This is a genomic window from Thermodesulfovibrionales bacterium (assembly GCA_035686305.1).
In the GTDB taxonomy this organism is placed as follows: domain Bacteria; phylum Nitrospirota; class Thermodesulfovibrionia; order Thermodesulfovibrionales; family UBA9159; genus DASRZP01.
The window spans coordinates 37,525-51,402 of record DASRZP010000054.1 but is presented as its reverse complement, the minus strand read 5'-3'; the positions used below and the strand labels follow the sequence as shown (position 1 = coordinate 51,402).

The 13,878-nt window shown below is 51.8% G+C and carries 12 protein-coding genes; 9 read left to right on the top strand and 3 right to left on the bottom strand.

Annotated elements, in window-relative coordinates:
* Window positions 1-670 precede the first annotated feature (670 nt).
* The 5 genes from thrC (VFG09_06930) (at window position 671) to VFG09_06910 (ending at window position 4,963) form a co-directional block, all read left to right on the top strand.
* Window positions 671-1,906, top strand: coding sequence for a threonine synthase (gene thrC, locus VFG09_06930; GenBank protein ID HET6514880.1), 1,236 nt, complete (start codon window positions 671-673; stop codon window positions 1,904-1,906).
* 57 nt (window positions 1,907-1,963) lie between these two features.
* On the top strand, window positions 1,964-2,245 hold the full coding sequence (locus VFG09_06925; GenBank protein ID HET6514879.1) for a MoaD/ThiS family protein: 282 nt from the start codon (window positions 1,964-1,966) through the stop codon (window positions 2,243-2,245).
* Between the two features lie 66 nt (window positions 2,246-2,311).
* On the top strand, window positions 2,312-2,548 hold the full coding sequence (locus VFG09_06920) for an NIL domain-containing protein (protein HET6514878.1): 237 nt from the start codon (window positions 2,312-2,314) through the stop codon (window positions 2,546-2,548).
* A gap of 103 nt (window positions 2,549-2,651) precedes the next feature.
* Window positions 2,652-3,749, top strand: a complete 1,098-nt coding sequence (gene thrC / locus VFG09_06915; protein HET6514877.1) for a threonine synthase — start codon at window positions 2,652-2,654, stop codon at window positions 3,747-3,749.
* 2 nt (window positions 3,750-3,751) lie between these two features.
* A complete protein-coding gene (locus VFG09_06910) occupies window positions 3,752-4,963 on the top strand; it encodes a cofactor-independent phosphoglycerate mutase (protein HET6514876.1) in 1,212 nt (403 codons plus the stop codon).
* Window positions 4,964-5,081: 118 nt separating this feature from the next.
* Here VFG09_06910 and VFG09_06905 read toward each other — a convergent pair whose 3' ends face one another.
* On the bottom strand, window positions 5,082-5,366 hold the full coding sequence (locus VFG09_06905; protein HET6514875.1) for a GYD domain-containing protein: 285 nt from the start codon (window positions 5,364-5,366) through the stop codon (window positions 5,082-5,084).
* A 239-nt stretch (window positions 5,367-5,605) separates the two neighbouring features.
* Window positions 5,606-7,282 (bottom strand): L,D-transpeptidase family protein, encoded by a 1,677-nt coding sequence (locus VFG09_06900; GenBank protein ID HET6514874.1) that lies wholly within the window; start codon window positions 7,280-7,282, stop codon window positions 5,606-5,608.
* A gap of 395 nt (window positions 7,283-7,677) precedes the next feature.
* Between VFG09_06900 and VFG09_06895 the strand changes: the two genes are divergently transcribed.
* From VFG09_06895 to VFG09_06880, 4 genes are all read left to right on the top strand, one after another.
* Window positions 7,678-8,532 (top strand): NAD(P)-dependent oxidoreductase, encoded by an 855-nt coding sequence (locus VFG09_06895; GenBank protein ID HET6514873.1) that lies wholly within the window; start codon window positions 7,678-7,680, stop codon window positions 8,530-8,532.
* A 120-nt stretch (window positions 8,533-8,652) separates the two neighbouring features.
* Window positions 8,653-9,843 (top strand): molybdopterin-dependent oxidoreductase, encoded by a 1,191-nt coding sequence (locus VFG09_06890; GenBank protein ID HET6514872.1) that lies wholly within the window; start codon window positions 8,653-8,655, stop codon window positions 9,841-9,843.
* 9 nt (window positions 9,844-9,852) lie between these two features.
* The gene (locus VFG09_06885) at window positions 9,853-10,185 is read left to right on the top strand and encodes a hypothetical protein (GenBank protein HET6514871.1); all 333 of its coding nucleotides are present in this window, start codon (window positions 9,853-9,855) and stop codon (window positions 10,183-10,185) included.
* A gap of 69 nt (window positions 10,186-10,254) precedes the next feature.
* A complete protein-coding gene (locus VFG09_06880) occupies window positions 10,255-10,635 on the top strand; it encodes a DUF488 domain-containing protein (protein ID HET6514870.1) in 381 nt (126 codons plus the stop codon).
* Here the strand turns inward: VFG09_06880 and VFG09_06875 are convergent.
* Complete coding sequence (locus VFG09_06875; GenBank protein HET6514869.1) at window positions 10,580-13,579, bottom strand: hypothetical protein; 3,000 nt, start codon at window positions 13,577-13,579, stop codon at window positions 10,580-10,582. The two genes, VFG09_06880 and VFG09_06875, sit on opposite strands and share 56 nt — an antisense overlap.
* Between the last annotated feature and the right edge of the window lie 299 nt (window positions 13,580-13,878).

Here is a 13,878-nt window from a genome sequence, read left to right as displayed (position 1 = left end):
TTTCTTGTGACCGTGAGATTCGAGAGACCGTCTGCACGAAATGTGATTTCCTCGTTGATGGCTGTGATTTCAGGGAAGGGCTTGATGTTCCGCCCTGCGGCGGCTATACCATCATCGAGGGGCTTATGAAAAAAGCTGTATATTGAGGACACGATCTTTGAGAACAGAGAGAAGAAGTGCCAGGAGATACGGGCGATGCTGAGCAAGATGATCGGCTCGGGCTCTCGTTAACCCCTTCACCTTCTACTTTTAGCTTTCACTCCGGCTTTGCCGGGCCGACCTGATGAATAAAGTCTCCCCCGGCAGGTCAGCGGGATGATTCACTCTCGTTTCGATTTTCGATGAGGCAATTCGGGACTGTTAACCTTCCAGTTGCACAAAACTATCCTGTTCGGGAAGGCAGGTATGGTGAGAAGCCTTGTATCGCGATACCTTTGATGGTTGCCGACTGCCGCTGTACGCTCAATGCGGGAGGCCACTTACGATGAAGTCATCGAAGTACCTCATTGCCGGAATCCCATCTCATGCACAGGGCTTCGATCCATGCCTGCCTTGCCATAGTTTGCATTGTTAGGGTTTATTTTATGCACTCTTTGGAGTAAAATAGTAACTTAACGTCCTCTCGGTCTTTTTGTGCCGTCGATTTCAGGAAGCAGGACAGGAGGTGCCTATGGGATATGTAAACGGTCTTAAGTGCAGAGAATGCGGCAGGGAGTACCCTGTTGATCCCATATATGTCTGTGAGTTCTGTTTTGGTCCCCTCGAGGTCGTCTATGACTATAAGAAGATAAAGAAGGTCTTGACAAGAAAGAGTATCGAGAAAAGAGAGGAGAACCTCTGGCGGTACAAGGAACTTCTGCCCATCGATGGCGAGCCCCAGGTCGGCTTGCAGTCAGGCTTTACTCCTCTTATCAGGGCCGACAACCTTGCGAAGGAACTCGGTGTCAGGGAGTTGTTCGTAAAGGACGACACGGTGGTCCACCCCACGCTCTCTTTTAAGGACAGGGTCGTTGCCGTTGCCCTCACGAAGGCAAAGGAATTCGGCTTTGACACGGTCGCCTGTGCCTCTACGGGCAACCTTGCCCATTCCGTGGCAGCCCATGGGGCAAAAGCTGGTTTCCGGAGGTTTGTCTTCATCCCTGCAACCCTCGAAGCGAGCAAGATCGTCGCGTCCCTTGTCTATGAGCCCTATGTCGTGGCTGTTGATGGCAACTATGATGAGGTCAACAGGCTCTGCAGTGAGGTGGCGAACAAGTATAGGTGGGCCTTTGTGAACATCAATATCAGGCCTTTCTATGCCGAAGGATCGAAGACCCAGGGCTTCGAGATCATTGAACAGCTGGGCTGGAGGGCGCCCGACAACGTCGTTGTACCCTGCGCGAGCGGCTCCCTGCTTACGAAGATATGGAAGTCCTTCAAGGAATTCAAAGAGATCGGGATCATAAAGGAACTTCAGACAAAGGCCTTCGCCGCGCAGGCGACGGGTTGCTCTCCCATAGCGACGGCGATCAAGCAGGGGACCGACATGATCAGGCCTGTCAAGCCCGATACGATCGCGAAATCACTTGCCATCGGTAATCCTGCGGACGGGTACTATGCTCTCCATGTGGTGAACGAGAGCGGCGGATACGGAGAGCACGTCTCCGACGCCGAGGTCATTGAGGGTATAAAGCTCCTTGCGAGGACGGAGGGCATATTCGCCGAAACCGCAGGAGGCGTCACCCTCGCCTGTGCGAAGAAGCTCATCGAAACCGGCAGGATTCATAAGGACGAAACAACGGTCATCTGTATCACCGGCAATGGGCTCAAGACCCAGGAGGCCCTCGCCGGACAGACGCTGTCGCCCCATTACATAAAACCGAACCTCGCTGCATTCGAAGAGGTGCTGAATATTATCGGTCACTAGTCTCCCTACGGTCGCCAGCTGCTGAGGAGATAGGGATCTTTTTTGAAGAGGAGGTAGATGATGGCAGTAAAGGTAAGAATACCGACACCGCTGCAGAGATTGACACAGGGCAAGGAAGAGGTTGAAGGAGTTCCGGGAACGGTCATTGACCTCATACAGGACCTCGACAAGAGATTCCCCGGGATCGGAGAAAGGATCTCCGAGGGGGGGAAGATACGGAGATTTGTGAATATCTACGTGAATGAAGAAGATATCAGGTTTCTCAAGGCAGAGGGCACGTCCGTCAAGGACGGCGATGAGGTCTCGATCGTCCCTGCGATTGCGGGAGGACGAAATTAGCCGGCAGTCTCTTGTGAGCGGTTACCAGCCAACGGGGGACCGCTGACTGCTCAAAACGGAGGCGATATGAAAGAACGTGTGAGATTGACCTTCCCACAGCATCTCATCAAGGAGCCAGTTATCTTCACGATGGCAAAGAAATTCGACGTGATGCCCAACATCAGGAGGGCGAGGGTCACCGAGACCGTCGGCGAGATGGTCCTTGAACTGGAAGGGACCAATGAGAATCTCGGAAAGGGCATCCAGTATCTTAAAGACCAGGGTGTGGACGTAGAACTTGTTGAAGGAGACATCATAGAATAGCATTCTCGATCCTGAGATCAAGAGACGGCACCCCTCAAGAGCTATTCGCCGGTCCCCGAAATTGAGCTATGACAGACGTTGATTTAAGATCGCAGGAGATGGTATGGGTTTAGAAGGATCATACAGCACAGGCATTGGCATGTTGTGGAGAGGCCTCATTGAAGAGTACCGGGCGTTCCTGCCCGTTTCGCAAAAGACACCTGTTGTGAGCCTGCAGGAGGGAAATACACCCCTTATCAGGGCTGCAAACCTGCAGGAGAAGATCGGCGCAGATCTCGATCTCTACCTGAAATTCGATGGCGCAAATCCTACGGGTTCTTTCAAGGACAGGGGGATGACCATGGCGATTTCAAAGGCTGCTGAAACTGGCTCCAGGGCGGTCATCTGCGCGTCAACGGGAAATACCTCGGCTTCTGCAGCGGCATACGCCGCACGTGCGGGAATGAAGGCAATCGTCATAATCCCTGAGGGAAAGATCGCCATGGGCAAGCTCGCTCAGGCGCTGATCCACGGAGCGCAGGTCCTGCAGATCGAAGGGAACTTCGATGAGGCTCTGAACATCGTGAAGACAGTCGTTGAGCGGTATCCCATAACCCTCGTGAACTCCATTAACCCCTATCGCATCGAAGGCCAGAAGACGGCTGCTTTCGAGGTCTGCGACCAGCTCGGTTCAGCCCCGGCCTTCCATGCCCTTCCCGTGGGAAACGCCGGCAACATAACGGCATACTGGAAGGGTTACCGGGAATACCGGGATAACAACAAGATCGGCAGTCTCCCCAGGATGCTCGGGTTCCAGGCGAAGGGGGCTGCTCCAATCGTTCTCGGACACCCCGTCAAAAACCCTGAGACCATTGCGACGGCGATCAGGATCGGAAACCCTGCCAGTTGGAGAGGCGCAGTGGCAGCACGGGACGAATCGGGCGGCAGGATAGAGGCTGTCACCGACGAAGAGATCCTCCAGGCTTACGGCCTTATCGCCGGCTCAGAAGGTATATTCTGCGAACCGGCGTCTGCCGCCTCTGTGGCCGGTGTTAGAAAGTTATATAACGAGGGATATTTCAGGAAGGGAGAGACCGTTGTCTGCACCTTGACGGGGCATGGTTTAAAAGACCCTGACACGGTCTTTAAGGCCGTCAAAGAGCCTTTGAGAGTCGGATCAGAGATCGGGGCTGTTTCGAAGGTGATTGAAGAGATCTTATAACGATGAAATACATTGTCATAATCGGAGACGGGATGGCCGACAGGCCATTGAAGGAACTGGGCGGCAAGACACCCCTTCAGGCTGCCTTCACCCCGAATATGGACCGCCTCGCGAGAGAAGGGGTTATCGGCTCTGTCAGAACCATTCCTGCTGGTTTCCATCCGGGATCTGACGTCGCGAACCTCAGCATCCTCGGGTATGACCCCAAGGTCTTCTACAGCGGCCGTGCGCCTCTCGAGGCAGCCAGCATGGGCATAGAGTTGAAAGAAGATGATGTGGCTTACCGGTGCAATCTTGTCACCCTGAAATTCGATAGGCAAAAGAACCATGCGGTGATGGAGGATTACAGCGGAGGGCATATATCTACGGAAGAGGCCGGGGCCATGATAAAGGAGATCGACCGGGAACTCGGGACAGAGACAATCTCTTTCTATCCCGGTGTCAGTTATCGCCATCTCATGGTCTGGCGTCATGGCACATCGGACATTGAATGTGTTCCTCCTCACGATATAACCGGGAAAGAGATCTCGGACTATCTTCCCTGTGGAGAAGGTGAAGAGGTCATACGGGATCTCATGAGAAGGTCGGTGGGGGTCCTCGAAGGCAATCAGATAAACAAGGAGCGCATAAGCAAAGGAAAGAGGCCCGCCAACAGCATCTGGCTCTGGGGACAGGGGAGAAAACCGAAGATGCCGACCTTCAGGGAAAAGTATGCCCTTTCCGGCGCACTCGTCTCAGCAGTGGACCTGACAAAGGGGCTCGGCGTATACGCAGGGTTTGAGATCCTCAGGGTCCCTGGCGTAACAGGCTATATCGATACGAACTATATCGGAAAGGCCGAGTATTCTCTGAAGGCCCTCGAGGAAGTCGATTTTGTCTATATCCATGTCGAGGCCCCTGATGAGGCGGGGCATTCAGGGAATTGCCGGGACAAGGTAAGGGCCGTCGAAGACTTTGATGCCCTGGTCGTCGGCACGGTTCTCAGCGGGGCAAAGGCCTTTGATGAATACCGGATATTGCTTATGCCGGACCACGCGACGCCGACAGAGGTGAGAACTCATACCGAAGAACCCGTGCCCTTTGTGATATATGACAGCAGAAGGATGAGGAAGAATGAAGGCGCCGCATACGATGAGTCCCTCATGGAGAGGAAGGACGCCATGGTCGTTGAAGAGGGACATAGGCTTATGGACTATTTCATTCGGGGCCGTTAATGTTGCATAAAATTCGATTCGTAGGGAGGCGGGAAAGGTTTTGAAGCGCGCCCGCCTCCCTCTTTATGCGAATGTGAAGGTGACCGCCTTCCATCGCCCATGAGCAAGCCCCGGAGCCCTATTTTATCTTCTTAATGAATTCCTCCACCGGCAACGCGGCAAGGGTTAAGAGCTGGACCGACCCTCTCGAACCGACATGCATGGAGACCTTCATGATCGTCTCGTTGTCAGGGGCCTCCACAATGTTCACAAAATCATAGGGACCGAGGACAGCATACTGTTCATGGACTTTCACTCCCATGCCTCCGAGTTCCTTGACAACCTCGAGGATCCTTTCGGGGTTCTGCTTGATCGTCTTCCGTCCTTCATCGGTCAGCGTACTGAGAATTACGTAATAAGGCATGATATCCTCCTTTCTCTCTTGGCCGGATTCTGCTGGAGAAAAAGCGCTGAATCCGGTCCTGTTTCTTTGACACCCTGACGGCCGTCCCGAACGACCGTCCCCTTTATCGGAAAGAACGTTTCCTCTAATTTTCTTTTATCACAGGATGTCTCAGGAGTCAAGGAGAAATCGGAACGACATGAGAATATGGTATGCCGGGAGGATGGAAATCATGAAAGCGGGAACACAATTCTTCAGAGTCAGGGAAGAGAGGCTTTCTTCCGGAGTGCCTCATCGAGGCGTACGTCCCTTCCGTAGATGTCGTTTCTGAACTGAAGGGTGCCGGCCTCGTCGACCCAGGCGGTGAGATAATGGAAGTGGACATTGAGCGGATGAGGGATAGAGACCTTCTGCTCGGCGCCGTTCTCTATCGCAGCGAGTAATCTTACCTTCGTCCACCATGGGTCATCCCGCAGGAGGTATTCTGCCAACTCGATGGGTCTTTCGATGCGGATGCAACCATGGCTGAAGGTCCTCACGTTCTCCAGAAAGAGACCTTTAGCGGGGGTGTCATGGAGATAGACGTCGAAGGCATTGGGAAACATAAACTTGAGACGGCCAAGGGGATTGAGAGGACCTGGCTCCTGGCGAAACCTATACGAGAGCTTGCTCGGAGTGATCTTCGACCAATCAATCGTTTCCGGGTCTCTTTCCTCTTCCCGTGGACCCCAGCCTTTCAAGACCTTTATATTCTGTTCTGAGAGATAATGGGGATTCTTCCTGGCCTTCTTCAGAATCTCTTTCCTCGCGATGCTCTCGGGAACGTTCCAACAAGGATTTATTATGACGTGGGTCATCTTTGCCGTGAAGACAGGGGTGTCCCAATAAGGCTTGCCTACAACTGCTTTCATTGAGAGGATTGATTGACCGTTTTCGATTACGTCCAGCCGGAAATTGGCGATATTGACGACGACGGACCGCTGCTCCCGGTTACTGAGGATCCAGCGCAACCGTTCCATGTTCAACTCCATTTGGCGTATCCGTTGCTTCAGGGGAACGTTAAGGGCATCGAGTGTTTCCACGCCCACAATGCCGTCGGCCTTGAGCCCATGCCGCTTCTGAAAGGATATTACCGATTTTCTCAGCGTCTCATCAAAGAAATCTCCTCCTCGATCATTACGTTCAAGGTCGCCTGAAGAGGCAAGCCTTCTTCTCAGTGCTGCAACCCTTTCGGAGCGAGAGGTCTTTTTCAAGAGGGGACCGCCTGGAACCAGCGACCATTCACCCTTTGACGACAGCTCACGGTAGTGGGCGAGGGCCTGTCTGAGTCCGAGGTAGGATCCCTCTTCCGGCCTGAACCTCTCCAGGGCCTCTTTGAGCTGTCTCTTCTTCAACGCCTGCTCAAGGACAGAGGCCACATCCACATCCCGGCGCTTTGCAAACCACTCTGTTTCAAGTGTCACCGGGTTCACACATCCGCCCGAAAGATGACAACCGAGCGTGAGAAAGGCATCGGTGAGGAGTATGTCGAGGTCAGCCAGACGCGGTGGGTCAGGAGAGGATGCCTTTTCTATGGAAGCCACAAGAGATCGTATCGGGCCGTAGTGATAGTAATCAGGTGTCAGCCCGTCGCCGTAGGCTTCCCCGATCGCCTTTAAGAGTGTGTCAACCTGTTGCAAACGGCCGTTCTCGCTCCATGCGGGCTGGTAGTTTCTTCTCTTATAGAAGCTTTCCACAAGAACCGTTGAGTAGATCTGCTCTCCTCCGACAACAGTCCTTGAAGGGGTCTTCCCTTCGGTTAGCCTCTTCTTAATGGAGAGGTCAAGTCCTGAATCAGATGCCCTGGAGGTTGACGTTCCCTCTGAAGAAGCGTCCTGAACGCACCACCATAGAAATATTACAAGAAGGATCGCAACAAATCCCTTTCCTATGAACATTTGCCGTCCCATGGGTGATGGTTATTTTACCAAATGCTTAGAGAAGCGTTGTTGCGGTCCACGGTGGGGAAATCTCTTCGCCGAGGTAGCAGGGAAAGTTTCTGAGGAAGTCTGGATGAACCCGATGGGTTGCGTGAGAACACTCTTTTCTGGTACTCTTCCGTCAAGGGTCACCTCAATTTTTTCAGGCTGAAGAATCTAGTGTAGTGAGTCTAACGCTTCTTTACATATGTTTGACTGCATTTGGTGTCATTCCCGCGTAGGCGGGAATCCAGGCGCCCTTGTTTTCCAAAGAAAATGGATTCCCGATTACTACCTCGGGAATGACGGGCAAGGAACTTTACGACGTTTCTTATGTAAAGGGACTTCTGAATCATTACACTAGGGAGGAAAAGATGAACATAGGCTTTATCGGACTCGGTCACCTTGGAAAAGCGATTGCGAAGAGACTCCTGGAATGTGGATACTCTCTGACGGTCTGGAACCGTACCTCCGGGAAGACCGAAGACATATCTGTTGAAAGAGCTCTATCGCCCAAGGCGGTGACGGAAGCAGCGGAAATCATTTTTTTATGCCTTTTTGACAGCAATGCCGTACATACAGTCTTTACCCGGGAGGACGGACTTCTTGCCGGCGATATCACGGGAAAGATTATCGTCGATCTCTCGACAAACCACTTCAGAGATGTGAAGACTTTTCATGAGCTCTGTTCCAGCCGGGGCGGTATCTATCTTGAGACACCGGTTTTGGGAAGCGTTGTCCCTGCTTCCCAGGGAGCTCTCACCATTCTTATCAGCGGGAGTAAGGGAGGGTATGAGAAGGTCAAACCGGTTCTCGAAAATATCGGGAAGAACCTCTTCTTTCTTGGAGAACCGGCCCTCGCAACAAAGATGAAACTCATCAACAACCTTACGCTGGGAAGCTTTATGGCTACTCTTGCCGAGGCCCTTGCCCTTGGCGAAAAGGCCGGCATCGACAGAAGGGATGTCGTGGAAATATTATCCGCAGGCGCAGGCAACTCCATGGTCCTGAACGCAAAAAAGGCGAAACTCCTTGAAGAAGATTTCTCGCCTCATTTCTCAAATGCCCTCATCTATAAAGACCTTCACTGTCTTCAGGACCTGGCGTATGAACTCAGGAGTCCCCTGTTTACCGGAGCTGTTGTCAAGGAACTCTATGCGAAGACCTTTGATCGGGGAATCGGTGAACAGGATTTTTCAGCGATCTATGCCTTCTTCAAGAAAGGCTGAGAGAGAGCAGCGGTAATTATCCGTCGTCTTCCCGGTGACCGACATTCATTGGTTGCATATGTTGCATGTCGTTCTCCTTTGTGATATTAGGTAAGTATGTAACATGAAGGGAGGTATGGCATGACACAGAGGAGATATACCCGAAGGGATTTTTTGAAGACCACCGGAGTCCTGTCTGCCGTAGCAGCCGTCGGAGTAGTCCCGGCCCCACTTTTTGCCGACGAAAGAAGGTTGGTCAGGTTCCCTGAAAAGACTGATCTCATACTCCTCACCTCGAGACCGCCCCAGCTCGAAACCCCTCTCTCATATTTCAAGGAACTGGTTACGCCGAATAACGCGCTCTTTGTGAGGTGGCATATTTCGAATGTCCCGACATCCGTCGATCTGGGCCAATGGAGGCTCAAGGTCGGCGGTAATGCGGATAAAGAACTCCGGCTCTCGATGGAAGATCTGAAGAAATACGAGAAGATCACCTATGCGGCTGTGATCCAGTGTTCCGGGAACGGCAGGAGCCTCTTCGAGCCCCGTGTGGCCGGAGGACAGTGGAAGAATGGCGCTATGGGAAACGTTGTCTGGTCCGGCGCCCGCCTCAGGGATATTCTCAATGATGCGGGCATGAAGGCAGGGTCAGTGGACGTCTCCTTCAACGGTCTTGATACCCCTCCACTTCAGACCGTGCCTGATTTCGTGAAGAGCCTTCCCGTTGACATGGCCCTGGAGGATGACATCATTGTCGCCTATGAAATGAACGGCGAACCTCTCACGATGCTCAATGGTTTTCCTGCGAGAATCGTTGTGCCCGGGTGGTACGCGACGTACTGGGTGAAGTCATTGAGTGAGATTACGGTACTTCCGAGACCCTTTGAGGAATTCTGGATGAAGTCCGCCTACAGGATCCCTGATAATCCCTGTGCCTGTACACCTGCCGGCACCCCTCCAAAGAAGACGGTCCCCCTCAACAGGATGAATACGAGGTCTCTCGTCATTGAGCCTGCTGATGGCACAACGCTGAGGCTGGGGAAGCCCCTCGAGATCATGGGGATCGCCTTTTCCGGCGGGTACAGCATCAGGGATGTGATCGTATCCACGGACAGCGGTAAACGCTGGGGAGAGGCTCGGCTTGGTCAGGATAAAGGCCGATACTCCTGGATACAGTGGTTTTACGAATGGAAACCTGAGAAGGCGGGGAAATATACGATCATGGTAAAGGCCACGAACAGTATCGGCGAGTCCCAGCCTTTTGAAACCCTCTGGAACCCGTCGGGCTATCTGTGGAATAAGATCGAAAAGACGGGAGTCGTGGTCGCCTAGGAGGATGCAATGAAAAGGATCGTCGTGATCATAACGGCAGTGATTCTGGCCTTAAGTCTTGTTGCAGGATTTGCTTATGGTGTCTCTCAAACCACGGTTCGTTCCATCACGATGCCTGTGGTCCCGACAGAGCTTACAGCAGGCCCGGGCAGGGAAAAAGTCAAGACTCTCTGTGCTATCTGCCACAGCGTTGATTACATAACCATGCAGCCGAAGCTCACGAGGGCTCAATGGACCGCCACAACGAACAAGATGATAAAGGTCATGGGAGCACCGATAGGCGAGGACGATGCAAAAGAGATCATCAACTATCTTGTCGCAAACTACGGGACAGGGAATTAGCGGTCATCGTTCATGAACCGAAGGACGTGGAGCGAACAACCTGAAGAAGGCTGAGGATATGCACGGCCCATGCCCCTCATAGGAATAAAGCGGATATACGATCCTCCTTCTCAGGAGGACGGCAAAAGGATCCTTGTTGACCGGCTCTGGCCGCGAGGGGTGAAAAAAGAAGGTGCGCGCATCGATGAGTGGCTGAAGGAGATAGCGCCCAGTGACGAGCTGCGAACGTGGTTTTCCCATGATCCTTCACGGTGGCAGGAGTTCAGGAGGAGGTACACGAAAGAACTCGGAGAGAAGCAGGACATAATAGACAGGCTGAGGGCCGAGGCAAGAAAGGGAAGAGTGACTCTTCTCTTCGCGGCGCGAGACACGGAGCACAACAATGCTGTCGTAGTCAGGGAAGTGATTTATGGGAAGAGAGGCGGGTCACTAAGAGTCTCACGGATATAGATTGTGCATTTTTAACGGGCAAGAGAGAGCCGTATTTTTGCCACAGAAGATCGGCTCCCTGTATATTGCCTGCCGCTAAATCTCCCAAGATGCCTGCAGATAGTATATATTCTAAAAGATCGGCGTCTGTCAGATTATTCTCCCTCTGTTCCAACAGTTTTTTTGAATATCCAGCCATACGTGCGGAGTCTTTTTCCCCCACTGCTTTAATCAGGTCAATGAAGTCACGTTGAGAAACAGAAAAGTGCTTTGCGCATGCTGAAGTTTCGATGCTATGCAAAAGCTCAGCAAGCTGTCCAGGTGACCAGCAGGGGACGAAATCGGCAATGATATGAAGCATTGCCTGCCACCATTCTAATTTCAAGACATCTTCCGAACACTCTCCTAAGAGGACCTGTTTGGCATGTATAATTGCCATCCGGCTCTCCTCATGCAGCGGCGCTTCAGGATGGTTCCATTGCAACTGATCCTTCAATAGGTACTGATAAAGCATGTCTGCAAAATGAATCCTGAGTGCTTTTGGATAGGTTGAATACGTCACATTAGCTGTAATGAGATTTACATGTTGCTTCCCGATCATTTCTAAAATCGGAAGTCGATCAAACTGAATACTGTGAAACGGATCATAGGCTCTTGAGCCAAAAAATCGACTCTTTACTGCGTAAAGGTCGACGATAGGCGCGTAATCGGAATTGGGCGGTATATTGTAACTCTCAAAAAACGGCGAGAGCGTCGCCTTATTCCCTATCACACGAACGTTAATATCCGGGAGTCCCATTATATCGAGTTTATTGAGTTCATTCATGAGGTCTTTCATGGCTAAGAACGAAGTCATCGGCCCTTGGATATTCCCGGAGGGACATGCAGCAATAAGGACATCGGTAGAATTTGTCGCATAGATTACATAATCGGAAAAATAAGGCGAAAGAGCCTTCATTATAGAAGCAACAAGGGGCATGTCAATATCGTAGAGGTGAAGCCACTGAATGAACAGACCGTTTTCATTTAAGTATGCCCGTACGCGAGAGTAAAATTCTTTTGTAAAAAGGCTTGCTATACCGCTGACCCAGGGATTGGAAGGCTCAGAGATAATAAGGTCATATTTCTTGTTATAGAAAGAGAAATAGGACTTTGCATCTTCGATCTTCACGTGGCTGCGGGGGTCCTCATAAGCAAAACGCACACGCGAGCCGAAGAGAGTCGCTCCCTTAATCATCTCAGGTTCGATCTCAATGGTATCGACGCTTTCGATGTACGGAGCCGCCAAAAGAGTGTGGGTTGTTAGTCCTGAGCCCCATCCGATAATGGCCGCTGTTCTAGCTTCAGGTCTAAGAATAATACCGACAGCACCCAGCATTGCCATGGTTTCTTCATCCCTCGAATGGCCGCTGCCGATTACCTGGATGCCCGCATCAGTTTTCCCGTTGGTTTTGATCGCCATGTATTTGTTGTCCTTTGTGACTGATACCGTGGCTGTTTTCCCATCACGGTGGAAGAGGGTCTCCTCTTTTGTCTGTTCGGGCAACAACCCAAATTGATACACGCCTGAAGCCATTTTTCTGGGATCGAGCTTCACAAGGAACATAGGGAGCAGTAGGGCAACGACACCCACGGTCGTATATGCTCCGGGGGTACGCCACGAGGGAGACACCCACCATGCCAGCCCAACTCCAAGTGCAATATCCACACCTGCTCCAAGGATAATCATGCCTTTGAGGCCAAGGAGAGGCATCGCCAGGTGGATGGCAATAAAGACGCCCAGAATGGATCCGATCGTGTTAAATCCATAAACTGAGCCGATACTTCGTTCACCTGCGCCGTTGCGAAGGAGTGTCGTGGTAATAAGGGGAAGGGTCATGCCTGCACAGAAAGCAGCCGGCAGCATGACGACCAGCGCAATGGCGTGGCTCGAGATATTGAATAGCATATACCCCACATCTGACTTCGGCAGGTTTCTCATCAACCATGCCATCACGGTGAAGGTGCTGCCATAGACAGGAAGGGTTGCAAGCGCCAGTATGCCCATCGCAATTTGCACAAGCGCCAGAAAGCTTCGCGGGTCATCGAGTAAATCTATCCGTCGTTTAATCCATAAACCGCCGAAGGCAATGCCCGCGATGAATGCGCTCAGCATGAGCTCGAAGGCATGGGTAGAAGAGCCCAACACGAGGCTGAGCATTCTGATCCATCCGATTTCATAAAGAAACGAGGAGAGCCCCGTCGACAAAGCGATCAGAAGAAAAATAGTATACATTACCACGGACATGGCGCTTGATGGAGAGATGCCTGTGGCAGGACGGGCTTCGGTTCGATAGGTTCGGCTCTTCCTATCCTCAAGCCAAACGATAGCTGCCACAACGATGTTGATACATCCTGCTATGACCAGCGTTCCAGGCAGACCAACCCATGCTATGAAGAGAAACCCTGTTGCCAAAACGCCGACTGCTGCGCCAATGCTATTGGTAAAATAAAGCATTGCAACGATGGAACCGGGAAGCTGCGGCATTCTCCGTATAAGACCGGCGGTCATAAGCGGGAACGTCATGCCGAGCATGATGCACTGGGGTAAAATCAATATGCTTGCCGCGGTCCATTTGAAAATTGCTACCAGGAGAGGGGAGCCCATCTCCGGAATAAGCGTTGTATACGCGCAATCGATAAAGTGGACATAGAGGGGATGGAAGAAAACCGCGCAGATGCCTATAACCACCTCAACAACGGCATAGCCAACCAACAAATTGTCCAGACGAGCAGAATATTTTGAACAGAGCAGAGAACCTATTGCCATACCTCCCATGAAGACAGCGAGGACAAGAGCTTGAGCATAGGCGGCATGGCCCAAAAACAACTTTAAATAGTGGGTCCAAATGGATTCATAGATGAGGCCGGCAAAGCCTGATGCAGTGAATATTATGAAGAACAGACGAGGGCCTCTTTGTTCCATCAGGGTATTTCTCCTTCGAGATGTTATTAGATTATAGGGTTATTTGCAATGCAGATCAAGAAAGAAATCGGCATTGACAGACTGGATCAATTTAAAAAGGCGGTGTACAGTCAAAATGCGCCCCTATGAAGAGTGCGACCAGAATAGGACAGCTTCAACAAGGCCTGCCGGAGCTTGTTTCAGCCACAAACAAACGCTGCAATGACAGGCCCAGCGGATGTTGCTCCCGGGAGAAAACACGGATGAATCTTCCGGGTTAGGGACTGGTCAGAACTTCAATACCACCGTGAAAGAATGCT

What these genes read in the sequence shown, in the direction of transcription:
- thrC (HET6514880.1), top strand. Translation starts at nt 671, where the DNA reads ATGGGATATGTAAACGGTCTTAAGTGCAGAGAATGCGGCAGGGAGTAC.
- VFG09_06925 (HET6514879.1), top strand. Translation starts at nt 1,964, where the DNA reads ATGATGGCAGTAAAGGTAAGAATACCGACACCGCTGCAGAGATTGACA.
- VFG09_06920 (HET6514878.1), top strand. Translation starts at nt 2,312, where the DNA reads ATGAAAGAACGTGTGAGATTGACCTTCCCACAGCATCTCATCAAGGAG.
- thrC (HET6514877.1), top strand. Translation starts at nt 2,652, where the DNA reads ATGGGTTTAGAAGGATCATACAGCACAGGCATTGGCATGTTGTGGAGA.
- VFG09_06910 (HET6514876.1), top strand. Translation starts at nt 3,752, where the DNA reads ATGAAATACATTGTCATAATCGGAGACGGGATGGCCGACAGGCCATTG.
- VFG09_06905 (HET6514875.1), bottom strand. Translation starts at nt 5,366, where the DNA reads ATGCCTTATTACGTAATTCTCAGTACGCTGACCGATGAAGGACGGAAG.
- VFG09_06900 (HET6514874.1), bottom strand. Translation starts at nt 7,282, where the DNA reads ATGTTCATAGGAAAGGGATTTGTTGCGATCCTTCTTGTAATATTTCTA.
- VFG09_06895 (HET6514873.1), top strand. Translation starts at nt 7,678, where the DNA reads ATGAACATAGGCTTTATCGGACTCGGTCACCTTGGAAAAGCGATTGCG.
- VFG09_06890 (HET6514872.1), top strand. Translation starts at nt 8,653, where the DNA reads ATGACACAGAGGAGATATACCCGAAGGGATTTTTTGAAGACCACCGGA.
- VFG09_06885 (HET6514871.1), top strand. Translation starts at nt 9,853, where the DNA reads ATGAAAAGGATCGTCGTGATCATAACGGCAGTGATTCTGGCCTTAAGT.
- VFG09_06880 (HET6514870.1), top strand. Translation starts at nt 10,255, where the DNA reads ATGCCCCTCATAGGAATAAAGCGGATATACGATCCTCCTTCTCAGGAG.
- VFG09_06875 (HET6514869.1), bottom strand. Translation starts at nt 13,579, where the DNA reads ATGGAACAAAGAGGCCCTCGTCTGTTCTTCATAATATTCACTGCATCA.